The following is a 25,249-nucleotide window of genomic DNA, read 5'->3' as shown; positions in this document are numbered from 1 at the left end:
CAAACCGGCCCTGGAGCATCGGACCGGGAACCGGTCGCGACCCGATGCTCAATCAATGGATCAGATCGTTCCTTGAGCGTCCGAATGGACGCCGGACGACCTAAAGCAGAGACTTGGCCTTCTCGGCCAGTTCAGTGGCCTTGCGGTAGTTCTCGACCACCATGGCGTCCCACTGCTGCTCGATCTCGGCCTGACGGCCTTCGACCTTGGTGTCGGCCTCTTTGCGCTTCACCGTGAAGATCGCATTGAAGTCCGGATCGGCGGCTTCTTCAGCGGAGACCGGAAGCGCGTTGATCAGGGCCTTTGCTTCCTCGATCAGCTTGGCGGCCTCGGCATTGCCGGAGCCGGCTTCGGCAAGCGCAGTGTCCGCCGCCTGCACGGCAGCCGTGGCGTTGCGCAGATCGTCAAGCCGGTAGGTGATCATCACGTCGAACAGCGAATTGATCACATTGTAGCGCTGCTCCGACACGTCGCTGTCGAAGTTCACCTTGGTTTCGATCGAACCGTCGAACGGGTTGGGCAGACCTTCCGGCGCGCCCGCATAGGCGTTCTTGTTCACCGGCAGACGCATGATCTTCGGATCGAAGAGCAGTGCCTGGCCCTTTTCCGACAGAAGGAAGTCGATGAACTTCTGCGCCGGCCCCTCATTGGGCGCATTGGCGACAACGCCGATATTGGCGGGCACCAGCGCCGTCACGCTCGGATAATGGAACTCGACCGGGAAGCCGGAGGCCTTGGACGAGAACCCGAAGAAGTCGATCACGATGCCGACGCCGAAGGAACCGCTGTTGACGCCGTCCGGCACGCCGAAGCTGCGCTCGGTGATCGTCTTTGCATTGCCGGAAATCGCCTTCAGCGTCTTCCAGCCTTCCTCCCAGCCTTCACCCTGGAGAATGGTCTCGATGGTCAGGTGCGTGGTGCCGGAACGCGATGGCGAGGAAATGCCGACATGGCCGTGATAGACCGGCTTTTCGAGGTCGTCCCATTCCTTCGGCGCGGGCAGTTCGTAGGCGTCCATGTAGCGGGTGTTCCACATAAAGCCGTAGCCCGAGAGGGCGAAGCCCAGATACTGGCCGTCCGGATCGTTGATCGGATAGCCGTTGAGATCGGCCGGGATGCCATCGACCTCTTTGGAGTAGCTGCCGAGAAGCTCTTCGCCCTTCAGCACTTCGAACGCATCCGGCGCGGAAGCCCAGAAAATGTCGGACTGGTTGTTCTGCGCCGTCTCGATCAGATATTTCACGCCCGAAGACGTGCTCTTGTTCACCACCTCAACGGCAATCGAGGGGTTCTCCTTCATGAAGGCGGTCTTGAAAACATCCGTCAGATCGGAGGGAAAGGACGTTACGATGACGAGCTTGTCGTCGGCCGCATAAAGCGGCGACGCCGCCAGCAAGGCCGCGGCCGCGACCCCCAGTCCCAGCGTGCGATACGGCTTGCGTTTGATGTCAGGCATAAAATTCCTCCCAGAAATATACCGCGATCTTGTTCATCGCGAACAATCAGGAGCAACCGGCGTGCCAGTTTGCGCGCCGCCCGGAATTTTTCGGCAATCCATTGATGTTCATGGGAAATTCAGGACGCGGAACTGACCGGCGAACGGGTCGTTTTTGACCCATCCGCCTTAATCACGTGTCACTTTCGACACGATCATCCTCCACGAAATCCTCCCGAACGAGGCCGTGGCGCTGCATTCTGAGATAGAGCTTCTTGCGCGGAATCCGCAGATGATCGGCGGCCATCTGCACCCGTCCGCCGGTCCGGCGCAGGGCTGCGGCAAGAACGCGTTTTTCGAATGCGTCGAGCTGGTCGGCAAGGCCGGGTTCCGCTCCGCCCATCGCGCTGCCCTGCGTCTCGCCGTCAATACCCAGCGCATGACGCTCTGCGACATTGATCAGCTCGCGGACATTGCCCTTCCATGGCCGTCGGCTCAGCTCTTCCAGCAGGTTCTGGTCCGGCTCGACAAAGCCGCGCTGAATGCGCCGGCCCGCCTGCTGCACATAGTGCATGAAAAGAAGCGGCACGTCTTCCGGGCGCTCCCTGAGCGGCGGAATGGAAAGCGTCGCGACGGCGATGCGATAGTAGAGATCGGCGCGGAACGTGCCTTCCTCGGATGCCTCTTCGAGATCCTTCTTCGCGGCTGCAACCACCCGCACATCGATGCCGATCTCGTCCTTGCCGCCAAGCCGCGTGATGGTCTGCGACTGGAGCGCGCGCAGAAGCTGGGTCTGATGCGCAAGCGGCATGCTCTCGATCTCGTCGAGAAACAGCGTTCCGCCGCTCGCCTGTTCCAGCCTGCCGATGCGCCGGCGATCCGCCCCCGTAAAGGCACCCGGCTCGTGGCCGAACAGTTCGCTGGCGATCAGCGTGTCCGGCAACGCGCCGCAATTGAGCGCGACAAAGGGGCCGTCGCTGCGCTGGCCGAGCGAATGCAGCGCATTGGCCACCACTTCCTTGCCCGACCCGGTTTCGCCATAGACGACGGTGTTGACGTCGGCCAGCGCAACGGCGGCGATGCGCTTGCGCAAGCGCTGAATGGCCTCGCTGTTGCCGATCAGCTGCTTTTCCAGCGCGTAGGGCGCGCCCGCACCGCTGAGCAACTGGCGGTTCTGAAGGATGAGTTGGCGCATTCTGGCGCCGCGTTCCACCGCCGCCAGAAGCACCTCCGGCTCCGCCGGTTTCTCGATGAAATCATAGGCCCCGTTGCGAACCGCAGACACCGCCATGGGCACATCGCCATGACCGGTGATGATGATGACGGGGATATCGCGGTCGATCTCCTGAACGGCCTCCAGAAGGGCAATGCCATCCATGCCGGGCATTCTGAGATCCGAGACGACGACGCCCGGCCAGTTCCGGTCGAGCACGCGCAGCGCCTCCCGCCCATCGGCGAAGGTGAACGGTTCATAGACCTCCAGCGCCAGCGTCTCCGCCCAGGCGTCACGGATTTCCATGTCGTCATCCACCAGAATTACCGGTATCGCATTCATGTCTTGAACAGCTCCACGGTTGCGATCACGCCGCCTTCCTCCCTGCGTTTCAGTTCCAGACGGCCACCCAGATCGCGAATGACATTGTACGATATGGAGAGGCCGAGCCCGAGCCCTTCGCCCGGCGGCTTTGTCGTGAAGAACGGGTCGAACAGCTTTCCTTCAAGCCCCTCGGCAATGCCCTCGCCATTGTCCTCCACCTCGATGCGCGCCAGCATTTCGGTCTCGCTGATGCGGATGGTGAGCCGTGCCGGGTGAACCGGCTCGGTGGCGTCGAGCGCATTGGAAACGAGATTGACGAGCACCTGCTCCAGAAGTGCCGGCTCCGTCATCACGTGAACCGGGTGCGGCGGGTGCTCCATGACAAGCGCGACCCCCTGCCGCTCGATCCGCTCCTTGAACAGGGTCAGCGCGTTCGCGACCACCTCCGTCACATCGTTGCGCACCAGCACATCCTGCGGCCTGCGGGCGAAGGTCTTCAGATGATTGGAGGTTTTCGCCAGCCGCTTGATCAGCCGTTCGATGTCGCCCAGCTTCTCCCTGCCCTTGTCGATGTCGCCGCGCTCCAGATAGCGCAGCGCATTGTGCGTATAGGATCCCATCGCCGTCAGCGGCTGGTTGAACTCATGCGCAATACCCGCCGAAAGCTGCCCAAGGGCGGCAAGCTTTGCCGCCTGCACCAGTTCTGCCTGCGTTTCGCGCAGTTCGGTCTCCACCTGTCTGCGCCGCTCGATCTCCGATGTCAGGCTGACATTGGCCTGCCGCAGCTCGCGCGCCCGCTGGTCGAGCGCTTCGGACTTGTCGCGGAAAAGGCGAACCGCATCCGCAAGCTGGCCGATTTCGTCGGAACCCGACACGCCCACCTGAATGCCTTTCTCACCACTCGCAATGCGCCCCATCGCCTCCAGCACCTTCATCAGACGCTGGAACAGGTGCCCGCGCACGAAGAAGTAGGAGAAGGCGAGCAGAAGGAGCAGAAGAATGGCGGTGCTGAACGCGTTGAACACCCGCCAGCCCGACAGTACATCGTTGATTTCCACTGAGGCAAGGCTCGACCGAAGACCGCTTTCGCGCACCGCACCGGCAACCACATTGCCAAGCTCTTCAAGCAGCGAGGCGTTCATTTCCTGCAACTGCGCGCTTTCAGCCAGAAGCCCGCTTTCGTTCAACCGGCGATCCAGAAGGTTGTCCGGCTCGGTGGCGAACAGGGCAATGTCCTCCCAGATCTGGCGCAGCGTGATGGCGCTTGCATTGCTCGCGATCAGCGCCGCATTGGCGTTGCCCTCATCGACCGTTTCCGCAAGCCGCCCCTGCAACTGTTCGATCAGGCGGAAATCGGTCTCGCTCGCGCCGCGCAGGATCATCCCCACCGCCAGATTGGCGCTGGCGTGCAAACGGCCAAGCGCCTCCGTCAGACGCACCTCGCGCTCGACGAGACTGCGCCGCGCATTGTCGGCGAGGCCTTCGCCCGCCCGCGCCTCAAGCGCCGATTCCACATTGAACTTGGCGTCCACCAGAAGCGGATCGACCTCCAGCAGAAAATCGCCGTGCAGGCGGTTGAGACGCGCCGTCTCCTCCTCCCGCTGTTTGGCGAGAACGAAGCGCCGCGCCACATTGCGGTCGAGCGCCAGTACATTGGCCTCCACCTCGGCCAGAACGCCGCCCAGCCCGCTGAACGCCTCATCCTTTCCCATGCCCGTCGCCAGAAGCTGGCGAAGGTGCCCGAAATGGTCCTCGAGCCGCTCCAGCGCGGATTCCCGTTCGAACCGTGTGCGCGCACTGCCAAGCATGGGCACATCGACACGAATGGCCTGACCGATTTCGGCCAGCCGGGCGCTGGCCGCCGCCGTCTTGAGATTGTCCGACGCCAGATTGGAAATGGTGTTGCCGACATTGCCCAGCGTGAAATTCGCCACCAGCATCGCCACGATGGCGAAGCCGGCAATCGTGGCCATGGCGACCAGAAGCTTGCTGCGCAGGGAGGTGGAATGACCGTTCACGGCGCGCGCCCGGATGTGAGTTCGGCCAGCCGGGCGTCTCCGCGCGCGATCAGTTCGCGGGCGCGGCTGAAGCGGCCTGAAAAGTCGCGCGACCAGCTGTCCCGCAATGTGCCTTCGCCATCGGCGGAAAGATCGACGAGATCGCTTCCTTCGAGCTGCGAAATCAGCTCTGCGGCATCCGACATGAAGGAGGCGACCGGCACGGTCTCCACCCGGTCGCGCGCCTCGGCGATGAGATTGCGCAATTGCGGATCGTCAGCGGCTTCCGGGGCCGCCACGAGGCGGTCGATGCCGGCCCGGATCTCGGCGAGTTCCAGATAACGATAGGTGATCATCTCGTCGAACAGCGCATTGACGATGGGAAGGCGGCGCGCGGCAAGGGCCGCATCGAAGGCCGCGCCTGCGCTGTGTTCAGGCTCGAACCCCACCTGCCCCCAGAGGTCCGGATTGACGGGGATGCGCGCAATGGCGGGGCGCAAGAGCAGGTTCTGCCCCGTGTCGGAGCGCAGGAACTCAACGAATTCCACCGCCAGCGGGTTCTCCGCGCCGGTGCGGGCAATGCCGACACTGGCCGGGAAGACCGCACTGTCGCGCAGCGGCGCAAAAGCGATGGGCGGCTGCGTCTCATTGGCCGCCTTGGCCAGAAAGTCGATGCCAATGCCCAGCTCGAACCGGTTTCGGGCGATGCCCTCGCGCACGCCGAAACTGCGCGCCGTGACAGTGGCCAGATTGCTGCCGATACGCGAAAGGAGCGCCCACCCTTCATCCCAGCCCAGGTTCTGCAGGACAGTCTCGACGAACAGATGCGTGGTGCCGCTGCGCGCCGGCGATGTCATGCCGATGCGGTTGCGATAGCGGTCCTGCGCCAGAAGCTCCACCTCGGCGGTTGGCCCTATCGTCTCGCCATCGGGCTTCCACATCAGGCCGATCTGCGACAGCGCGAAGCCGAAACGCGCGCCGCTTGCATCATCCACCACCAGCCCGCCGAAATGCGAAGGATCGGAAGAAAGCTCCGGCCGGTGATCGAGCAGGCCGTCGGCATCGAGCGCAGCAAAGGCAACGGGCGAGCTTGTCCAGACCACATCGGCGACCGGGCGGCGACCTTCACGCATGTGCCGCATCAGCGCGATCGTGTTCTTGTTGGTCACGCAGGCGCGGCCATAATCGCTGGAGAACCGCTCCACAAAAGGCCGGTAAAAGCTTTCGGGGTAGGAGGTGATGATCTGGAGCCGGCATCCCGTGTCGGCGGCCTGTGCAAACGCCGCCCCCGACAGCCAGACGCAGGCCGACACCCCCCAGCAATGTAACAATCTGCGCAAAGGCTCTCCTCCCAGGGAGGCCAGGCCGCACGGCATCGCCGCGCCTCCTCGGCGCATCAACCTCCCCCTGTCACGATAGCGCAGCCCTCAAGGCCCCGCCACTTCGCCAGTTCCGGCGCGACATCCCAACTTCGCGCCAGCGCCATTCCTGCCTTACCCGGACAAAGCACGTCAACATGCGAGATGCGCCTGGTGGACTATTGCGTCAGGCCGCGTAGATTGCACCGGTCAATCGACCACCCGCAGACCAAGAGGCGCATCATGGCATCTTCCCGGCTCACAACCCTCGTCAGCGTGGCGCATCCATGGATGTGCGACACGATGGGGCACATGAATGTGCGCCACTATGCGGCGATGTTCGATGACGCCAGCTTCCAGCTGCTCGGCCATCTGGCCGGCCCCGAGGCCATCGACAACCACGACCTTGGCTGGGCCGATGTGCGCAGCGAGACGGAATACAAGCACGAGACCGAAGCCGGCGCGCTTTTGACGATCCACTCCCATGTGACGCGTCTGGGGCGCTCGTCGGTGAGTTTCGAGCAGGTCATGACCGGCAGCATCGATGGGGTCGTGCGCGCCGTGAACCGCACCACCACGGTGCGCTTCGATCTCAAGGCACGCCGCTCCGCGGAACTCGAAACCGGCCTGCGCGCCCGCGGCGAAGCGCTGCTCGTCGCTTCGGACTGACGCCTCAGCGGTCGTAAACGCGTTCCTCGAACGGGGTTTCGGCGATCAGTGTCTGGAGCCCGGAGATCAACGCCTTCTCCGCCCGGTTCAGAACCTTTTCCGGATTGGTCAGCATGAAGATGTCGATCTGTGGCGGCCGGTCATAGGGCGGCAGACGCCACAGCAGCCCGTCATTGACGTCGCGCCGCGCCACATGCAGCGGCAGCGGGCCGATGCCGAGCCCGGCAAGGATCATGCGCCGCACCTCCTCAAGGCTTGAGGAAACGCCAACCACGCTGCTGTCCAGCTTGGCCTCGCTGCGCAACAGCGCCACCGGACGCAGCGAATCCGAGATGTGGTCCGTGTGGAAGGAAACGGAGGTCTCGCCCTTCAGATCGGAAAGCTTCAGCCCGTGATGCCCAAACAGCCGGTGTTCAGGGCCGCAAAAGAAGCCGAAGAACTCACGATAGACCATCGTGTAATCCAGCGCCGGGTCGCGCTGGCTGACAAGGCAGATGCCGAACGAGGCGCGCCGCTCGCGCACCTGCCTGGCCACATCGATGCTCGTTAACACGTTCAGCGTGATGCTGGCGCGCGGATAGTTTTTGTGAAATTCCGCAAGCGCGCGGTCGAACAGGGGCGATTCCACATGGCTTGCGAGCGCGATGGTCACATGCCCCGTCACCTCGTCGCTGATGCCGCGCATCAGGAGCGGCAATTGCGAGATCGCGCCGAACGCCTCGATGCTCTGCTCGTAGAGGAGCTCGCCCACCTCGGTCAGTTCGAAGCGCGTTGCGTCGCGCTCGACCAGTCGCCGTCCGATGCGGTCTTCCAGCCGCTTCAGCGCGTTGCTCACTGAGGGCTGTTTGAGGTTCAGCTGGTCGGCCGCGCCGGTGATGCTCTTCACCTCGGCGATCACCACAAAGGTGCGCAGAAGGTTCCAGTCGAGGTCCCAGACGAGCCTGTCGGTGCGCTGATTCATCATTCACTAAATCTATGACTTCTATTCCCATTATCTATTTGCGTAATGCATTGGCAAACGCAATCATGAACACGAATGACCTGCAAAAAATCAGAACAGCATTCACCCAGAGGAACGGAGGAACCCAATCTCATGACCAAGATTCTGTCTCGCCTGATGGCCGTCTCGCTCGGCCTCGCCGCCTCGTTTGGCGCGTTTTCCGCCGGGGCCAACGAACTGGAAGCGATCAAGGAAGCCGGCGAGATGAAAATCGCCATGTCGGGCCAGTACCCGCCCTTCAACTTCGTCAACGACCAGAACCAGGTGGTTGGCTTCGATGCGTCCATCGGCATGGAAATCGCAAAGCGTCTGGGCGTCGAGGGCGAGATCGTCACCACCGCCTGGGACGGCATCATCGCCGGCCTTCTGGCCAGCAAATACGACACCATCGTCGGCTCCATGACCATCACGCCGGAGCGCGAGAAGGTCGTGGATTTCGTCGGCCCGTACTACCATGCCGGCCGCGCCGTGTTCGTGATGGAAGATTCCGAGGTTCAGGCGCTTGACGATCTGAAGGACAAGACCCTCGGCGTGACGCTCGGCGAGACCCATGAGAAGTGGGCGCGCGAAAAGGGCGGTTGGGACATCCGCACCTACAAGGGCCTGCCCGAGCTGCTGCTTGAGCTGAAGTCCGGCCGCATCGACGCCATCGTTGTCGACAACATCCCCGTGCGCGTGGCCGTGAAGGAAACCGGCGACAAGGTGCGCATGCTCGAGACCCCGGACATCGAGGGCGGCGCAGTGGCCATCGGCATCGCCATCCGCAAGAACAGCCCCGAGCTGAAAGCCGCCATGCAGGAAGCGCTCGACGCGATGATGGAAGACGGCACCTACGAGAAGATCTCGATGGAATGGGTCGGCAGCGACATCCGCTGATCCCGCAATGACCATCCGGCCGGCGCGTTCCAGCGCCGGTCGCCCCGCCTGCCCCTTTCCGGAGCTTCCGTATGGATTTCTCCCTGATGGTGCGCGTCTTCCCGTTCTTTCTGGAAGCCGCACTGGTCACCGTTCAGATTTCCGCGCTGGCGCTCGTTCTCGGCCTTGCCGCCGGTTCGCTTGCCGCCGCCGCCAAACTGTCGCGCTCGCGCATCATTCGCACGATCGGCACGGTCTATGTCAGCATCTTTCGCGGCACGCCCTGCCTGATCCAGCTCTTCATTCTCTATTTCGGCGGTCCGCAGATCGGCATTCATCTCGACGCCTTTGCCGCCGGCGTCATCGGTCTTGGCCTCAACATCGGCGCCTATATGGCTGAATCGATCCGTGGCGCGATCCTCTCCGTGGACAAGGGCCAGACGGAAGCCGCACGCACCATCGGCTTCGGCCGGGCGCAGACCATGCGCAAGGTGGTGCTGCCGCAGGCCGCCCGTCTGATGATCCGCCCGCTCGGCGTCAACACGGTCGCGCTGGTGAAGGGCTCCGCCCTGGTCTCGACCATCTCCGTGGTGGAACTCACCTATACCGCACAGCGCTTCATCGGCTCCACCTACAAGCCGTTCGAGATCTTCGGCGTCGCCGCCCTTCTCTACATGATCATCGTCTATGCCGTTGCGCGTGTCGTCGACCTGCTCGACCGCCGCTACGCGCTGAGCTGAGGGAGCGACCCATGCAAGGTTTGGATTTCAGCGTCGTCACTCCCTATCTCGGCCTCCTGTGGATGGGTGTCTGGTGGACCATCGTTCTCACCGTCACATCGTCCATACTGAGCTTCTTCAGCGGCATTCTGTTTGCCGTTGCCGTGCTCTACGCCCCGGCGGTCATCGCCTATCCCGTGCGCTTCTTCATGTGGCTGTTCATGGGCACGCCGCTGCTCCTGCAGCTCTTCCTGATCTATTTCGGCCTCGTGCAGATCGGCATCGACATTCCCGCACTTGGCGCAGGCATTATCGGTCTTGGCCTGCACTTCGCCGTCTACAACGCCGACATTCTGCGCGCCGGCATCACCGCCGTCGATCCGGGGCAGTCCGAGGGCGCACGCAGCATCGGCTTCGGCCGCTGGCAGACGCTGCGCTATGTCGTCATCCCGCAGGCCGTGCGCAACACCGCGCCGCCCATCGGCAACAACATGATCGCCCTCTTGAAGGAATCCTCGCTGGTCTCGGTCATCGGCATCGCCGAACTGGTCCACGCCGCCCAGCTCGCCATCAGCGAAACCTTCCGTCCGTTCGAATTCTACATCACGGCCGCCGCGCTCTACTACATCCTGAACCTCGTTCTGGAAGCGGGCCTGCGGCAGGTCGAAAAGAAAGTGGAGGTCTCTCGATGAGCACCCGCAACCCCATGGTCGAGGTCAAGGACGCCCGCAAGGCCTATGGCTCCTTCGAGGTTCTGAAAGGCATCGACCTTTCCGTCGAGCGCGGCCAGATCGTCGCCATCATCGGCCCCAGCGGCTCCGGCAAGAGCACGCTCCTGCGTTCCATCAACCACCTTGAAACGCTCAATGGCGGCGAGGTCTGGCTCGATGGTATTCAGGTCAACCAGCCGCTCACCGGACGCGCCTTCGAGCGCCACATCAATGCGGTGCGCCAGCAGATGGGCATGGTGTTCCAGCACTTCAACCTGTTCCCGCACCTCACCGTGCACGACAACATCGCCATGGGTCCGATCATCCTCAAGGGGATGAGCAAGGCCGCAGCGCGCGAACTCACGCTGGAGCTTCTTTCCAAGGTCGGCCTCGCCGACAAGATCGACGCCTATCCTTCCCGCCTGTCGGGCGGCCAGAAGCAGCGCGTGGCCATCGCCCGCGCGCTGGCCATGCAGCCCAAGGTGATGCTCTTCGATGAAGCCACCTCCGCGCTCGATCCCGAGCTGGTCGACGAGGTGAACATGGTGATGAAGCAGCTCGCCGCCGAGCACATGACCATGCTGATCGTCACCCATGAAATGCGCTTTGCCGGCGAGGTCGCCGACCGCGTCCTGTTCATGGATGGCGGCGTCGTGGTGGAGGAAGGCCCGCCCGGCGAGATTTTCACCGCTCCCAAGCAGGAGCGCACCCGCTCCTTCCTCAAGAAGTATCTTGCCGCCTGAGACCATGCATATCATCGAAACCGAATTCCCCGATTTCGGGCTGACGCCGGAGCAACGCCGCGAGGCGGTTCTGGGCCACTATTACGAAATTCCCGGCATGGACGGCGCACGCGGCGAAATCTGGTGCTACACCGACGCCTATGCCTATCCGCCCGGCGCGACGGTCAATCTGCATGTCAGCGCGACCGCTTCCCGATACCGGCTGGAGATCGTGCGCGACGGCGCGACCGAAACCCCTGTCCTGTCGCAGGACGGCCTTGCCGCCGCCTGGCAGGACACGCCCGACCAGTGCTCCGTCATTGGTTGCGGCTGGTCCGTCTCCCACGCGTTCCGCATCGGTGAGGACTGGCCGTCCGGCGCGTATCGCATCACGCTGACGGCAGAGGGCCGCGACGGCAACCCCATCACCTGCCACCATGTGTTCATCGTGCGCCCGCTTGCCGGTCGCAAGCCCGGCCGCGTTCTGCAGGTCGCCGCCACCGGCACCTGGACGGCCTACAACACCTGGGGCGGCTCCAACCACTATCAGGGCATCACCGGCCCCGGACGCAACCAGTATGCGCCCATGGTCAGCACCGAGCGCCCGTTCTGCCGTGGCTTCGCAGTTCTGCCGGAGAGTGCGCCACGCGTGCCGCTGGAGATCTACACCCCGCCGGCTGCACCCCCGCGCTATCCGCACATGGAATGGGCCTATGCCAATGGCTATTCCAAGAAATACGCCTCCGCCGGCTGGGCGAGCTATGACAGCCATTTCTTCCGCTGGGCGGAACGCGCCGGCTACGCGGTCGATCTGGCGAGCCAGCACGAGCTGCACTTCACGCCGGAAATCCTCGACGGCTATGACTGCGTGGTCTTCGTCGGCCATGACGAATACTGGACATGGGAAATGCGCGACGCTGTCGACAACTATGTCGAGAATGGCGGCAGGGCGGCCCGTTTCGCCGGCAACTTCATGTGGCAGACGCGGTTTGAAGACGATGGCAAAAAGCAGGTCTGCTACAAATACCGCGCCCGCGCGGAAGACCCGGTCTACCAGTCGGAAGACAGGCGCCGCACCTCCGGCTGCTGGGAAGCTGAAGAGACCGGACGGCCAGCCGCAGGGACATTCGGCCTCAACGCCCTGCGCGGCCTTTATGTGGGCTGGGGCGGCTGCGCGCCGCGCGGCGTGCGCGGGTTCCCCGTCTACCGGCCCGAGCACTGGGCCTTCGCCGGAACCGGCATCTATTACGGCGACCTTCTGGGCGCGGATGGTCACGCCTTCGGCTATGAAGTGGACGGGCTCGACTATGTGATCCGTGGCGGTCTGCCGGAACCAACGGAGGATTCCGGTGCGCCCGAAGGGCTCGAAATTCTGGCGCTCGGCATGTCCTCCCTCAAGGAGGAGAGCGCCGACATTCCCGCCGACGACCAGTTTCTCTCCGACGCCGACGCAAAATTCGTCGCCGAAACGCTGGTCGGCAACCAGTCCGACGAGTCCGTGAACCGCATCAAGCGCGGCTCGGGCATGATCGTCAATTTCCCGCGCGGCCGTGGCGAGGTGTTCCACGCCGGAAGCTGCGAATGGGTGGCCGCGCTGAAACGCGGTGACGCGATGGTCGAACGCGTCACATCGAATGTCCTCGACCGTTACCTCTCCCGCTGAGCGAGACACGCCATGCAGAATGAAACTTCGACACAACGCCCCCCGTCTCACCTCTTCTACCAGTCGCGCCTGCGTCGGCCGCTGGTGGACCGCGCCGAGGGCATCTATCTGTGGGATCAGGAAGGCCGCCGGATGATCGACGGGTCGAGCGGCGCAATGGTCGTCAATATCGGCCACGGCAACCGCAACGTGCTCGACGCGATGAAGCGCCAGATGGACCGCGTGACCTTCGCCTATCGCCTGCATTTCGAGAACGAGCCGGCGGAAGACCTGGCCCGTATGGCGGCGGAGCGCCTGCCGGAAGACATGGACCGCATCTTCTTCGTTTCCGGTGGTTCCGAAGCGGTGGAATCCTGCATCAAGCTTGCCCGCCAGTGGGCGCTGGCCGTGGGCCAGAGCGAACGCTGGAAAGTGATCTCGCGCTTCCCCTCCTATCATGGCGGAACGCTGGGCGCGCTTGGCGTGACCGGCTATGCGGCGCTCAGCGACCCGTTCTCGCCGATGATGCGCGAGATGCCGAAAATCCCGGCTCCCACCGCCTATCTCGACCGCGACAATCTCACGATGGAGCAGCGCGGCATCAAATATGCCGACATGCTGGAAGAGAAGATTCTGGCCGAAGGCCCTGAAAGCGTGCTCGCCTTCATCATGGAGCCCATCGGCGGCGCTTCCACCGGCGCGCTGGTTGCGCCCGACAGCTATTTCCCGCGCATCCGCGAGATCTGCGACCGCTACGGCATTCTCCTCATCCATGACGAGGTGATGAGCGGCGTGGGGCGCACGGGCAAATTCCTCGGCGGCGACCACTGGAACTGCAAGCCGGACCTGATCGCGCTCTCCAAGGGCTTTGCCTCCGGCTATTGTCCACTTGGCGCAATGGCCGCTCCCTCGCGCCTCGTGAAGCCCGTTCTCGATGCCGGCGGTTTCCAGCACGGTTTCACCTATGCGGGCAATCCGCTCGCCTGTGCGGCCGGTGTCGCGGTGCTCAACGAGATCGACCGTCTCGGCCTGATCGACAATGCAGCCCGGATGGGCGAGGTGCTGAAGGGCGAGCTTGAACGCCTCTCCGAGCGCTTCCCCTTCATTGGCGATGTGCGCGGCAAGGGGCTTCTGCTCGCTGCCGAATTCGTCTCCGACCGGGAAACGATGAAGCCCCTGCCCAAGGAGCTCAACGCGCATCAGCGCATGGTCGACATGGCCTATGAGCGCGGGCTCATCATCTATTCCAGGCGCACCCGCGGCGGGGTCGAGGGCGATCACTTCCTCGTCTGCCCGCCCATGATCGTCACACGCGAAGAAATCGGGTCCATCACGGCCATTCTGGGCGACACGCTCGAGGCACTGGCCGCCGAACTCGATCTTCCCGTCAACCGCTGAGCTGCACCATGACCAAAGACACAAAGACCGATGGCATGAAGAAAAAGCCGAACCGCAAGGTCGTCGTGACCTGCGCGGTCACCGGCTCCGTGCACACGCCCTCCATGTCACCTCACCTGCCGATCACGCCTGACCAGATCGCCTCCGAGGCCATCGCGGCGGCAGAGGCCGGCGCGTCGATCCTGCATCTGCATGCCCGCGATCCCGAGGATGGCCGTCCCTCCGCTGATCCGGCGCTGTTCATGCAGTTTCTCCCGCGCATCAAGCAGTCAACCGATGCGGTGGTGAACATCTCCACCGGCGGCTCCTCGCTGATGAAGCTGGAAGACCGCATCGCCGCAGCCCTGCGCGCCGAGCCCGAAATGTGCTCGCTCAACATGGGCTCGATGAATTTCGGCCTCTTTCCGGCGCTGGAAAAGAAGACCGACTGGCAGCACGAATGGGAGCCGCAGCTTCTTGAGGCAACGCGCAGCTCCATCTTCCAGAACACTTTCGCCGACATGGAGAACATCCTGACCCGGCTCGGACAGGGCTGCGGCACGCGGTTCGAGTTCGAGTGCTACGATGTCGGCCACCTCTATTCGCTTGCCTATTTCCGCGATCGCGGCCTGGTCTCCGGTCACCTCTTCATCCAGTTCGTATTCGGCGTGCTGGGCGGCATCGGCCCGGACCCGGAGAACCTCACGCATATGAAGCGCATTGCCGACAAGCTTTTCGGCGACGATTACAGCTTCTCGGTTCTGGCGGCCGGCCGGCACCAGATGCCGATGATCACCATGTCGGCGGCCATGGGCGGCAATGTGCGTGTCGGGCTGGAAGACAGCCTTTACAATGGACGCGGCGAACTGGCGCGCTCCAATGCGGACCAGGTAAAACGCATCCGAACCGTTCTGGAGGCCCTCTCGCTGGAGATCGCCTCTCCTGCCGAGGCGCGCGATCTGCTGGGCCTCAAGGGAGGCGACCGGGTCGCATTCTAGAGCAAGTGAGAACGCCCCGGGGAAGATCCCATGCCGAACCACGCCGTTGCCGATACCGGCTTCTCGATCCGCCCCGCGACGGCGGATGACGCGCAGACCATCCACCGCGCCATCATGGATCTTGCCGCCTATCTGGGCGAGCAGGACCGCGCGGTCTCGCAGGTGGAGGATTTCCGCCGCTTCGGCTTCGGGCCGGACGCCGCCTTCTCCTGCCTGATCGCAGAGGCCGACGGGGCGTTTGCAGGCCTCAGCCTCTTCTTCCCCGTGTTCTCCACCTGGCTCGGCAAACCCGGCGTCTACGTGCAGGATCTCTACGTCTCGCCAGCGGCGCGCGGGCGCGGCGTGGGCGAGGCCCTGCTGGCCGCCACGGCGGCCTGGTCGCAGGCGCGCGGCGGAGCCTATCTGCGGCTTTCGGTCGATGCCGAAAACCGCAACGCAAAAGCATTCTACGCCCGGCTGGGCATTGGCTGGAACGAAAACGAGCACGCGCACGCCGCCTATGAGGCGACATTCGAGGCGCTGGCCAGCCGTCAGACAAGACAGGAGTGATGATGAAAGCCTTCTACGCCGTAGAGCAGAAACAGCACAATCCGAAAGCCTTCCTCTCCAGCGGTGCGCCGCAGCCGAACCCGGAACAGCCCGAGCGGACCGAGCGTCTTCTTCTGGGCGCGAAGGCCGCCGGCTGCGCCATCGAGCGTCCCCGCGAGCACGGGCGCGGTCCCATCGCAGCCATCCACACGCCGGAATATCTGGACTTTCTGGAGCACATCTACACGCGCTGGCAGCGCATCGAGGGCGCATCCGAAGAGGTGATCCCGAACATTCACCCGCTTGGCCGCAATGGCCGCTACCCGGCTTCTGCCGTGGGACAGGCCGGCTACCACATGGCCGACACCGCCTGCCCCATCTCGGCCGAGACCTGGGACAGCGCCTGCTGGAGCGCGTGGAGTGCTGTGGAAGCCGCCGAAGCCGTGATGAGCGGTGCGCCCGCCGCCTATGCGCTTTCGCGCCCGCCCGGCCACCACGCCTTTGCCGATGCCGCTGGCGGCTTCTGCTTCTTCAACAATTCGGCAATCGCCGCGCAGCATCTTCGCAAACAGGCTGCCCGCGTCGCCATTCTCGATGTCGACCTGCACCACGGCAATGGCACGCAGGGCATTTTCTATGCCCGGCCCGACGTGCTCACCGTCTCCATCCATGCCGACCCCGTGCGCTTCTACCCCTTCTTCTGGGGACACGCCGACGAGCGTGGCGAAGGACCGGGCCTTGGCTACAATCTCAACCTGCCGCTGCCGCGCAAATCGGGTGATGAAGCCTTTCTGGAAGCGCTTCAGCCTGCCTTCCGCCGCATCCGCGCCTTTGCGCCGGACGCGCTGGTCGTGGCGCTCGGCCTTGATGCATTCGAGGGCGATCCCTTCGGCGGACTGTCCGTCAGCACGCCGGGCTTCGCCCGCATGGCGGAGGCGATCTCCAGCCTCGGCCTGCCGAGCGTGATCGTGCAGGAAGGCGGCTATCTGTGTGACGCGCTGTCAGACAATCTGACTTCGTTCCTCACGGGCTACGCCTCCTGATCGCCTGATCGGGCGAGGCGGCGTTTCTCCAGAAACACTGCCTCGCCTCTAAAGGCTTTCGAGCACCGTCTTCATCTGCCGGATTTTCTCCGCCGAGGTCCGGCGCGCGGTCTGCGGCGCAAAGCCGAATGCGGCGAGCCGCGCATCGGTGGGCACAGAGATTCCACAAGACGCATGAAACGCGCTTATGCCCGTCCGCTCGGAAATCGCGACGGCATTCTCGGGAGCGACACCGGACCCGACCATGATCTCGATGCGCTCGCCGGCATGCGCCTGCATGTCTTTGAGTGCCGAGAGCCCGTCAATGGCCGTCAATGCGCCGCCTGACGTGAGAATTCTCTCAAAACCAAGCGCAATGGCCGTGTCGATCGCCGCCAGCCGGTCTTCCACCGTGTCGATCACGCGGTGCAGGGTGCGCCCCATGCCCTCGCTGGCCGCGCAGAGCACCGAAAGCACGGCTTCGTCGAGAAGACCGTCATGGGTCGCCGCCCCCAGAACCACACCGGCAAGGCCCGCATCCCGCGCCGCCGCAATGTCATCCACCATCAGCGCAACCTCACGCTCGCCAAAGCAGAAATCGCCCTGGCGCGGCCGGATCATGGCATAGGCCGGCACGCCGCACCCTGCCGCCGCCCGCATCAGGCCAAGCGATGGCGTCAGCCCGCCAAGCGGCAGCGCCGAGCACAGCTCAATCCTGTCCGCCCCGCCTTCGACGCAGGTTTCCACGCCTTCAAGCGTGTCCACGCAAACCTCAAGCGTTGCCCGCATTGTGTGCCTCCCTTGCAAAGATTGCAGCGCCCACCAGCGCCTTTTCCGCACCGCCCTGAACCGGGACAAGCAGCCGTTCGCTGCGCTCGATCAGGCAGCGCTGACGCACCTCTCTATCAAGCGCTTCAATGAGTGTTTCATCCTGCGCCAGCCCGCCGCTGACCGGGATGATGGACGGATCGACCATGTTGACGATGTTGGCCAGCGCGCCGCCGACAATGTCGAGAAAGACATCGACGGTGCGTGTCGCCCATTCCTCACCGGCATGCCATTGCGCGAGGATCGTCACGCTGTCGCTCTCGATGCCATGCAGGTGCCGGTGCAGCCGCTCGATGCCGCGCGCAGCCCCCAGCGTGTCGACACAGCCCACCTGGCCGCAGCCGCATTCAATCGCAGGCAGTACGGTGCCCGTGCGCATGGCGCTTGCCGGGCCGTGACCCCATTCGCCCGCATTGCCGGTCGCGCCCGTCATCACCCGGCCATCGATCACCACCGCGCCGCCAATGCCCGTTCCGATGATTGCGGCGAGCACCTGCCGGTGTCCGACGCCCACGCCCGTCTGCGCTTCGGCGAGCGCAAAAGCGTTTGCATCGTTGATGACATAGACCGGGCGCGAGAGTGTTTCGCGCAGATCTGCGGCCACGTTGCGACCGGTGATGCAGGGAATATTGGCGCTGCGCGCAAGCCCGGTCACGGGATCGATCACCGCCGCGATGGAGATGCCCACCGGCGCATCGCCCTCGCCCGCCATCGCCTTCACCGTTTCGCGAAAAGCGTCGTAATCACGCGCGGGCGTCGCCTGCCTGTCGCGAATGACCGGCCTGTTGTCCGATCCCATGTCGGCAACGATGGCCTTGGACCCGCCGATGTCAAAACAACATATCATTTCAATTCTTTCGTGTTTGATGGCATAAGGCCGCGAAGGCCAGAACATTACAAGAAGACCGGAAAAATCCATGCCCGAAGACAAACCCGCGCGACGCAAAAGGCCGACGATTGCCGATGTCGCAAAGCGGGCGGGCGTGGCGCCGGCGATTGTCTCCCGCGCACTCTCGCCGGAGCGCCGTCCGGTCTCGCGCGAGAAGCGCGAGCGTGTTCTGAAGGCCGCCGCGGAGCTTGGCTACAACCAGAACCCGCTGGCGCGCGGCCTGGCCACCAATTCGCTCGACATGGTGGCGGTCATCGTCAACCACATCACCGATCTTTCCGATCTCGACCTGTTCGACCCGCTGCTCGAAGCGATCCAGGCGCTCGGCAAGCAGGCAGTCATCATCCGTGTCGGCAACACCGAGAAGATCGAGGATTTTCTGCGCAACAGCGCCGCGTTTCACGTTCATGCAGCGCTCGTCTTTTCCGACTTCGCCGACGCCGAAGGCGTGCGCACGCTGTTCCACAGCGACAATGTTCTGATGCTCAACGGGCGCTTCGACGCCAAGTCCGCCTACATCACCATCGACGAGGCGGCGGGCATTCGCGAGGCCGTGACGCGCGCGCTGGAACGCGGGGCGAAGACCGGCGCGCTGGTCACCGGCCGTCAGACCTCGCTCATCGAGCAGGCCCGCATTCAGGCCTATCGCGACATCTGCGCCGGGGCAGGTCTCGATCTCGTTCAGGAGCTGCAGGGCGACTATTCCTATGCGTCGGGGCTCAGCCTTGCCGGCCGCATCGACGGCGCTAGCCTTCCCGATGCGATTTTCTGCACCTCGGACGCCATGGCCATGGGCATAATGGACGGGCTGAGGGCGCGCGATCTTATGCCGCCGCGCGACTATCGTCTTTACGGGTTCGACGCCGTGGTGAACGCCAATTTCAACGCCTTCGACATCTCCTCGATCGGCTTTGACAAGGCGGAACTGATCCATGGCATTTCGATGTTTCTGAAGGATCCCGCCGGCTATCGCGACCACCCGGAAGTGCATGAACTGCGCACCCGTTTCGTCGAGCGCAGCACCGGCTGACAAACCGACATTCGATCAATGAGAATGCCCGCCGGCAAGATTGCTCGCCAGCGGGCCGTTCGGGTTTACCAGAGCGGGTTCAGCTCCGGCGGGTTGGCGTCTTCGCCCCACCACTTCTTGTAGTTTGCCTCATAGGCGCCGGACTGGATGTAGTCCGAGACGAACATGTCGAGCCAGCGCACGAAATCCGGATCGCCCTTGGCGACCGCAATGCCGATCGGATCGTTGGAATAGAGACCCGGCACCGTGACCAGACCTTCTTCCTGTGCTGCGAGATAGTCGAGCATGGAGGAATCCTCGATGCCGGCGTCAACGCGCTTCTGGCGCAGCAGCAGAACGCCATCCGGCGAGAACGTGTCGGTGTAGACCAGCTCCGCACCCGGCACTTCACGCTTCAGGAAGGCTTCGCCCGTGGTGCCGCGCCCCACAACGACGCGCTTGCCATCGAGGTCGGCGAGGGTCTTGATCCCTGCATCGGTCTGGGCAATCACGCGCAGGCCGGCGCGGTTGTAGGGGATCGAGAAGCTCACCGCCTTGGCGCGGGGCAGCGTTGCAGACGTGTTTGCGACCACGATGTCGAGCTGGCCGGAAACCAGCATCGAAACACGCGCATCGCCCGAAACGTCGGTGAACTCCACCGGCACGCCGATCTTCTCGGCAAGCAGGGTGGCCACGTCCACGTCGTAGCCGACGGGGTTGTTCTTGTCGTCGCGGAAGCCGATGGGCTCGCCGCCCAGCGACACGCCGATGCGCACCTTGCCGCGCTCGATGATGTCATCCAGCATGCCGGCTGCCGCCGGTCCGGCGAGCGCGGCACAGGCCGCCAGCGCCACGATGGTCTTCTTCACGAGAGATTTCATTGAACTCCTCCTTCTTAAATCAGATCGGTTGCGATTGCCGCTTTTCCGGAGCGGCCATGGAAGGCTCCCAGAACCAGTAGGCAACGGTGCCCTGGCCATGGAGATTGACGACACGGTGATTGCCGTGCGTGTCGAGCGCGTGGATCACCACTTCGCCGATGAAACCGGTGTCGAGCGCGAGCAGATCGTCGGCTGCACTCTGGATCGCGTCGTCGAGAGACAGACCGCATTTCATGCCGTGCACGATTGCGTGCGCCGTCGCCGAACGCATGGTCATCTCGCCGGTATGCGTGCACGCCGCCGCGCCATAGCGGCTGTCGGCGTAAAAGCCTGCGCCGGGGATCGGGCTGTCGCCCACGCGGCCCGGATATTTCCACGCCCAGCCCGAAGTCGAGGTGACGGTCGCAATCCCGCCGGTCTGGTCCTGCCCCAGAAACACGGTCGTGTCGCGCACCCGCTCGGGGTCGGTGATCGCGCCCAGAAGCCCCGCCAGCGGGGTGTCGGGGAAAGCGCCCTTCTGTTCCTCGGTCATCAGGCCGTCGAGCTTTTCCCACCAGACGCGCTTGCTGTCCGGATAGAGCATGTCGTCGGTCGTGAAACCGATTTCATCTGCAAACCTGCGGGCGCCCTCTCCGGTCAGCATCACATGGGGCAGCCGGCGCATCACCTCGCAGGCGAGCGCGGCCACATGCAGCGTGCGCGGAACGGCGGCCACCGTGCCCACGGCGCGGGTCGTCCCGTCCATCACGCCGGCGTCGCATTCCATCACGCCCAGCATGTTGGGCCAGCCGCCATAGCCGACGCTGCGCACCTTCGGATCGGCCTCCACGAAGCCGATGCCGCGCACCAGCGCATCCACGGCGGATTTCCCGTTCTTCAGGTCGGCAATGGATTCGGAAAATCCGGCTTCGGCCTCGCAATTGGCAAGAAGTATCACGCGTCAGTCTTTCTTCATCTTGGTCAGGAACTGGCGGATGCGCGGCACGGCAAAGCCGCCATCCTCCGCAAAGAAACGTTCGGTGGGCATGTCGACGATGAGCTCGCCCTGCTCCAGAAAAACGATGCGGCTGGAAATGCGCCGCGCAAACTCGACCTCGTGGGTCACGAACAGCATCGTCGTGCCGCCGCGCGCAAGCTCGGCCAGAATGTCCAGAACCTCGCCCGTCATCTCCGGATCGAGCGCGCTCGTCACCTCGTCCAGCAGCAGGTAACGCGGGTCCATCGCAAGCGCCCGGCAGATGCCCACGCGCTGACGCTGGCCGCCCGACAGGCGCTGCGGATAGGCCGTCGCGAGATCGGCGAGCCCCACCAGCTTCAGGAGTTCGCGCGCCCGCGCCTCGGCTTCCGCGCGCGGCTTCTTCAAAACGTTGATCGGCGCCAGCGTGATGTTCTCCAGCGCCGTCATGTGCGGGTAGAGATTGAACAGCTGGAACACCGTCGCCGAGCGCCGCCGCGCCGTCGCGAGCCCCGCCTTGGTGGACACATCATTGCCATCGACGGTGATCCGCCCGCCAGAGAGGGCCTCCAGCCCGTTGATGCAGCGGATCAGCGTCGACTTGCCCGAACCGCTCGAGCCCAGAATGGTCACCACCTCGCCCGGCTCGATGGTCAGGTTGATGCGCTTCAGGACCGTCGTTTCGCCAAAGCGCTTTTCGACGTTTTCAATGACAATCATGTCAGATTCCTTCCCAGACGACCGACCTGCGCAGCCGCTTTTCAATGCGCGCGCCCACACTCGCCAGAAGCTTTGCCAGCGCGTAGTAGAGGAGCCCCACCACGGTCCACACGATGAATGGCTCGAGCGTGCGCAGATTGAGAATGTTGCCGATCTTGGTCAGATCGAACACGCCGATGACCGAGATCAGCGATGTGACCTGAAGCTGGTTCACCAGAAGGCCGACCAGCGGTCCGATGGAGAACGCGGCAGCCTGCGGCAGAAGCACGAAGCGCAGGATCTGCCAGCGCGAATGCCCATAGACCTTTGCCGCCGCCACCTGCTCCGCCTCCACCGCATCGATGCCCGAGCGGAAGATCACGAATGCAAACGCCGCCGTGTTCAGGCTGATGGTGAGCGATGCCGCCACGAATGGCGTCATGTTGATGTGAAAGAAGGCCGGCAGCCCGAAGAACACCAGAAAGAGCTGAACCAGAACCGGCGAGTTCTTGAGCGCTTCACTGACCGTGACGATCACCTGCCGCAGCACCGGCACGCGGTAATAGTCGACCAGGGTGAAAAGCGCCGCGATCAAAAGCCCGACAAGCGTGGTGAGCGTGAAAAGCCCCACCGTGACGCCCAGCCCCTGCGCAAGCAGCACCAGGTCGTAGGGCGTGAAGTCCGCATATCTCATGCCGCACCTCCCGTATCCATCGCCCGGTTGAGCCGCCGGTGAACCGTGTTGATCAGAAGCGACAGCGCATAGGTGAGCGAGGCGTAGAGAACGAGCAGCACGAGATAGACCTCGAAGGGCTTGAAGGTGGTCGAAGCCACGATCTTGGCAGTGCCCGTCAGTTCATTGATCGTGATGGTCGACAGGATCGAAGAGGTCAGAACCATGTTGATCAGCACCGAGCCCATCGGGCGCACGGAGGTGCGCAGCGCAATCGGCAGAACGATTTTTGTAAAAATGGTCCAGCGGCTGAGGCCACTCACCTTCGCCGCCTCGATCACCCCCTGATCCACCGCCAGAATGCCCGAGCGGATGACATCGGAAACAAACGCGCCGCCGATGATCGACAGGGCGATCACCCCGGTCTCGAACGCGCCGATATAGATGCCGATTTCCGGCAGGCCGTAGAAGAAGAAAAAGAGCTGAACGATGAACGGCGTGTTGCGGAACACGTCGCTATAGGCAAACGCAACCCCTCGCACGATCCGGTTTCCGGACGTGCGAAGCGACGCCATCAATGCGCCGATGAGGACCGCCCCGATGATCGCCAGCGTACAGGCGAACACGGTGAGCAGAAACCCGTCGAGCATGAAGGGCAGGTGCGGCCGAAGCGTAACCCAGAGCTGATTCAACGTCCCCCCTCTCCTCAAAAGTGAAAGCGCTTTCATTTAATGAGACAGTCGCCGCCCGTGTCAAGGCCGCAGGCGCGGATTCATCCCGTCTGTCCGTTGAAAGCATGTTGATTGTGGAAGCGGCATGACGCCCGTGAGATCTGCTCAACGGCGCGACTGGAGCAATTCCAGGAAAAGGGGGAGCACTCTAACCCCGAAAAATCAAAAAGCTGACCCCGCCTTCCGGCAGAACGGGAGACGGGGTCGAAAGCGCTGGAAATTAATCTACCGGCAAAGCGGATCAGAGCACCTTGGAGAGGAACTCTTTCGTGCGCGGCGACTGCGGATTGGCGATCATTTCGCGCGGGTTGCCCTCTTCGACGATCACGCCGCCATCCATGAAGATCAGCTGGTCACCGATCTCGCGGGCAAAGCCGATTTCATGAGTCACCACCACCATGGTCATGCCGGTTTCGGCAAGATCGCGCATGACCTGCAGAACCTCGCCCACAAGCTCGGGATCGAGCGCGGAAGTGGGTTCATCGAAAAGCAGAACCTTGGGCTTCATCGCCATGGCGCGGGCAATGGCCACGCGCTGCTGCTGACCGCCGGAGAGTTCGCGCGGATAGCTGTCGACTTTCTCGGACAGGCCGACACGGGCGAGCAGCTCCAGCGCCTCGCTCTTGGCCTGCTCCACCGGCACGCGGCGCACATGCACCGGCGCTTCGATCAGGTTCTCCATCACCGTCATGTGCGAGAACAGGTTGAACGACTGAAACAGCATGCCGATCTCGGCGCGCCGCTGGCAAAGCTCGTTGTCCTTCACCTCATAGAGCCTGTCCTTGCGCAGATCGTAGCCAACGAATGCGCCGTCGACGAGCAGAATGCCGCCGGTCAGCTTTTCCAGATGGTTGATGCAGCGCAGGAACGTGCTCTTGCCGGAGCCGGAAGGCCCGATGATGCAGGCGACCGAGCCCTTCGGAACGTCGATGTCCACGCCCTTCAGAACGTCCAGCGTTCCGAAGGATTTGCGCACGCCGCGCGCGAACACCATGGAGTCTTCCGGCACGCCGAAGCGGGCGCGGTTTTCAGATGGAGTGTTGCTCATGTCGCCGCTCCCTTTGCGCGTGTTCCGAAGGCATTGCGCAGGAAGCGCGTGGTCAGGGACTGGCTGCGGGTTTCACTGCGGCCGAAATGGCGCTCCAGGAAGTGCTGCCCCACCGACATGATCGAGACCACGGCGAGATACCAGACGGCCACCACGATGAGCAGCGGAATGGTCTCAAAGGTGCGCGCATAGATCGACTGCGCCGAATAGAACAGGTCGTCCACGGCGATGAAGGTCACCAGCGAGGTCAGCTTCAGAAGATTGATTGCCTCATTGCCCGTCGGCGGCACGACGAAGCGCATGGCCTGCGGCAGCACGATGCGCTTCAGGATGTTGCGGTAGGGCATGCCCAGTGCGCTTGCCGCTTCCGACTGGCCGGTCGGCACCGACTTGATGCCGGCGCGGATGATCTCGGCCATGTAGCCCGCCTCGCAAAGCGAGAGCGCCACAACGGCGGAGAAGAAAGGCGTCATGAAATCATTGGTGCGGATCGAGAAGATTTCGCCGACGAAAGGAAGCGTCAGCGAGAATTCGCGCACCAGCAGCGCCAGGTTGAACCAGAAGATCAGCTGGATCAGCGCCGGCACGCCGCGGAAGAACCACACATAGGCGCCCGCAAAGCTGCGCAGCACCGGGCTCGGCGACACGCGCATCACCGCGACGATGGTGCCGATGATGATCGCCAGGAACATGATGACGACCGTCAGCACCAGCGTGGTCATGAGACCGCTCATGATCGACGGATGGAAGAGGTAGCCGGCGGCTGTCTCCCATCCGAAGGCCGGGTTGACGGCAAAGGCGCGCAGGATGAAGTACGATAGCACCAGGGTGAACGCCGTCCCGATCCAGATGCCGTAATTGCGGCGCGGCACGACGACGAGACGGTCGACCTCCTCCACCACGGATGGCTGGGGCCGAGCCTTGCTCGTATCAACCTTGCTCATCGTTTCTCCAAACTCGCTACAGT

25 protein-coding genes are annotated in these 25,249 nt (G+C 63.5%); 11 read left to right on the top strand and 14 right to left on the bottom strand.

Annotated features, from left to right (window positions below; all coding sequences use genetic code 11):
• Positions 1-100: 100 nt before the first annotated feature.
• The 4 genes from JYP46_RS00700 to JYP46_RS00685 all read right to left on the bottom strand — a co-directional run bounded on the left by JYP46_RS00700 (position 101) and on the right by JYP46_RS00685 (position 6,309).
• Positions 101-1,456: an extracellular solute-binding protein gene (locus JYP46_RS00700; RefSeq protein WP_206544600.1), complete on the bottom strand. Its 1,356-nt coding sequence runs from the start codon at positions 1,454-1,456 to the stop codon at positions 101-103.
• 172 nt (positions 1,457-1,628) lie between these two features.
• Complete coding sequence (locus JYP46_RS00695; protein WP_206546944.1) at positions 1,629-2,990, bottom strand: sigma-54-dependent transcriptional regulator; 1,362 nt, start codon at positions 2,988-2,990, stop codon at positions 1,629-1,631.
• Positions 2,987-4,990: an ATP-binding protein gene (locus JYP46_RS00690; protein ID WP_206546943.1), complete on the bottom strand. Its 2,004-nt coding sequence runs from the start codon at positions 4,988-4,990 to the stop codon at positions 2,987-2,989. The genes JYP46_RS00695 and JYP46_RS00690 overlap by 4 nt, the downstream gene beginning before the upstream one ends.
• Entirely contained in the window at positions 4,987-6,309 is a 1,323-nt protein-coding gene (locus tag JYP46_RS00685; RefSeq protein ID WP_222473791.1) for an ABC transporter substrate-binding protein, read from the bottom strand. The genes JYP46_RS00690 and JYP46_RS00685 overlap by 4 nt, the downstream gene beginning before the upstream one ends.
• Positions 6,310-6,570: 261 nt before the next feature.
• Here JYP46_RS00685 and JYP46_RS00680 point away from each other — a divergent pair, with 261 nt between their 5' ends.
• Positions 6,571-6,996 carry an acyl-CoA thioesterase gene (locus tag JYP46_RS00680; protein ID WP_206544598.1) on the top strand — a complete coding sequence of 142 codons (426 nt, stop codon included), beginning with the start codon at positions 6,571-6,573 and terminating at the stop codon, positions 6,994-6,996.
• Positions 6,997-7,000: 4 nt separating this feature from the next.
• Here the strand turns inward: JYP46_RS00680 and JYP46_RS00675 are convergent, their stop codons facing one another.
• Positions 7,001-7,960, bottom strand: a complete 960-nt coding sequence (locus JYP46_RS00675; protein ID WP_206544597.1) for a LysR family transcriptional regulator — start codon at positions 7,958-7,960, stop codon at positions 7,001-7,003.
• Between the two features lie 129 nt (positions 7,961-8,089).
• Here JYP46_RS00675 and JYP46_RS00670 point away from each other — a divergent pair, with 129 nt between their 5' ends.
• The 9 genes from JYP46_RS00670 to JYP46_RS00630 all read left to right on the top strand — a co-directional run bounded on the left by JYP46_RS00670 (position 8,090) and on the right by JYP46_RS00630 (position 16,590).
• Positions 8,090-8,872 carry an ABC transporter substrate-binding protein gene (locus tag JYP46_RS00670; RefSeq protein ID WP_113154151.1) on the top strand — a complete coding sequence of 261 codons (783 nt, stop codon included), beginning with the start codon at positions 8,090-8,092 and terminating at the stop codon, positions 8,870-8,872.
• Positions 8,873-8,943: 71 nt separating this feature from the next.
• On the top strand, positions 8,944-9,591 hold the full coding sequence (locus JYP46_RS00665) for an amino acid ABC transporter permease (protein WP_113154150.1): 648 nt from the start codon (positions 8,944-8,946) through the stop codon (positions 9,589-9,591).
• 11 nt (positions 9,592-9,602) lie between these two features.
• A complete protein-coding gene (locus JYP46_RS00660; RefSeq protein ID WP_065815904.1) occupies positions 9,603-10,262 on the top strand; it encodes an amino acid ABC transporter permease in 660 nt (219 codons plus the stop codon).
• The gene (locus JYP46_RS00655; RefSeq protein WP_280530249.1) at positions 10,259-11,023 is read left to right on the top strand and encodes an amino acid ABC transporter ATP-binding protein; all 765 of its coding nucleotides are present in this window, start codon (positions 10,259-10,261) and stop codon (positions 11,021-11,023) included. Before JYP46_RS00660 ends, JYP46_RS00655 begins: the two co-directional genes overlap by 4 nt.
• Before the next feature lie 4 nt (positions 11,024-11,027).
• A complete protein-coding gene (locus JYP46_RS00650) occupies positions 11,028-12,665 on the top strand; it encodes a N,N-dimethylformamidase beta subunit family domain-containing protein (RefSeq protein ID WP_206546942.1) in 1,638 nt (545 codons plus the stop codon).
• A 12-nt stretch (positions 12,666-12,677) separates the two neighbouring features.
• Positions 12,678-14,042 carry an aminotransferase family protein gene (locus JYP46_RS00645; protein ID WP_206546941.1) on the top strand — a complete coding sequence of 455 codons (1,365 nt, stop codon included), beginning with the start codon at positions 12,678-12,680 and terminating at the stop codon, positions 14,040-14,042.
• Between the two features lie 8 nt (positions 14,043-14,050).
• Positions 14,051-15,019, top strand: coding sequence for a 3,5-dioxohexanoate:acetyl-CoA acetone transferase (kce, locus tag JYP46_RS00640; RefSeq protein ID WP_162742241.1), 969 nt, complete (start codon positions 14,051-14,053; stop codon positions 15,017-15,019).
• Positions 15,020-15,049: 30 nt separating this feature from the next.
• Positions 15,050-15,568 carry a GNAT family N-acetyltransferase gene (locus JYP46_RS00635; protein WP_206546940.1) on the top strand — a complete coding sequence of 173 codons (519 nt, stop codon included), beginning with the start codon at positions 15,050-15,052 and terminating at the stop codon, positions 15,566-15,568.
• A 2-nt stretch (positions 15,569-15,570) separates the two neighbouring features.
• Positions 15,571-16,590, top strand: coding sequence for a histone deacetylase family protein (locus tag JYP46_RS00630; RefSeq protein ID WP_113156166.1), 1,020 nt, complete (start codon positions 15,571-15,573; stop codon positions 16,588-16,590).
• Between the two features lie 48 nt (positions 16,591-16,638).
• Here JYP46_RS00630 and JYP46_RS00625 read toward each other — a convergent pair whose 3' ends face one another.
• Positions 16,639-17,358, bottom strand: coding sequence for a copper homeostasis protein CutC (locus JYP46_RS00625; RefSeq protein ID WP_206546939.1), 720 nt, complete (start codon positions 17,356-17,358; stop codon positions 16,639-16,641).
• Positions 17,342-18,244, bottom strand: a complete 903-nt coding sequence (locus tag JYP46_RS00620; protein WP_206546938.1) for an ROK family protein — start codon at positions 18,242-18,244, stop codon at positions 17,342-17,344. Before JYP46_RS00620 ends, JYP46_RS00625 begins: the two co-directional genes overlap by 17 nt.
• A gap of 70 nt (positions 18,245-18,314) precedes the next feature.
• Between JYP46_RS00620 and JYP46_RS00615 the strand changes: the two genes are divergently transcribed.
• Positions 18,315-19,316, top strand: a complete 1,002-nt coding sequence (locus tag JYP46_RS00615; RefSeq protein ID WP_206546937.1) for a LacI family DNA-binding transcriptional regulator — start codon at positions 18,315-18,317, stop codon at positions 19,314-19,316.
• A gap of 65 nt (positions 19,317-19,381) precedes the next feature.
• On the opposite strand, the gene JYP46_RS00610 is transcribed toward JYP46_RS00615, so the two are convergent.
• From JYP46_RS00610 to JYP46_RS00580, 7 genes are all read right to left on the bottom strand, one after another.
• On the bottom strand, positions 19,382-20,176 hold the full coding sequence (locus JYP46_RS00610) for a transporter substrate-binding domain-containing protein (protein WP_113154146.1): 795 nt from the start codon (positions 20,174-20,176) through the stop codon (positions 19,382-19,384).
• Between the two features lie 19 nt (positions 20,177-20,195).
• Positions 20,196-21,113 carry an isoaspartyl peptidase/L-asparaginase gene (locus tag JYP46_RS00605; protein ID WP_206544588.1) on the bottom strand — a complete coding sequence of 306 codons (918 nt, stop codon included), beginning with the start codon at positions 21,111-21,113 and terminating at the stop codon, positions 20,196-20,198.
• Between the two features lie 3 nt (positions 21,114-21,116).
• The gene (locus tag JYP46_RS00600; protein WP_206546936.1) at positions 21,117-21,851 is read right to left on the bottom strand and encodes an amino acid ABC transporter ATP-binding protein; all 735 of its coding nucleotides are present in this window, start codon (positions 21,849-21,851) and stop codon (positions 21,117-21,119) included.
• 1 nt (position 21,852) lies between these two features.
• A complete protein-coding gene (locus JYP46_RS00595) occupies positions 21,853-22,524 on the bottom strand; it encodes an ABC transporter permease subunit (protein WP_206546935.1) in 672 nt (223 codons plus the stop codon).
• On the bottom strand, positions 22,521-23,195 hold the full coding sequence (locus JYP46_RS00590) for an amino acid ABC transporter permease (protein ID WP_222473790.1): 675 nt from the start codon (positions 23,193-23,195) through the stop codon (positions 22,521-22,523). Before JYP46_RS00590 ends, JYP46_RS00595 begins: the two co-directional genes overlap by 4 nt.
• A gap of 280 nt (positions 23,196-23,475) precedes the next feature.
• The gene (locus JYP46_RS00585) at positions 23,476-24,282 is read right to left on the bottom strand and encodes an amino acid ABC transporter ATP-binding protein (RefSeq protein WP_113154141.1); all 807 of its coding nucleotides are present in this window, start codon (positions 24,280-24,282) and stop codon (positions 23,476-23,478) included.
• Entirely contained in the window at positions 24,279-25,226 is a 948-nt protein-coding gene (locus tag JYP46_RS00580; protein ID WP_206546934.1) for an amino acid ABC transporter permease, read from the bottom strand. The genes JYP46_RS00585 and JYP46_RS00580 overlap by 4 nt, the downstream gene beginning before the upstream one ends.
• Positions 25,227-25,249 lie beyond the last annotated feature (23 nt).

Source organism: Nitratireductor aquimarinus (assembly GCF_017255295.1).
In the GTDB taxonomy this organism is placed as follows: Bacteria; Pseudomonadota; Alphaproteobacteria; order Rhizobiales; family Rhizobiaceae; genus Nitratireductor; species Nitratireductor aquimarinus.
The sequence above is the reverse complement of the archived record's forward strand: the minus strand, read 5'-3'. Positions and strand labels throughout refer to the sequence as shown.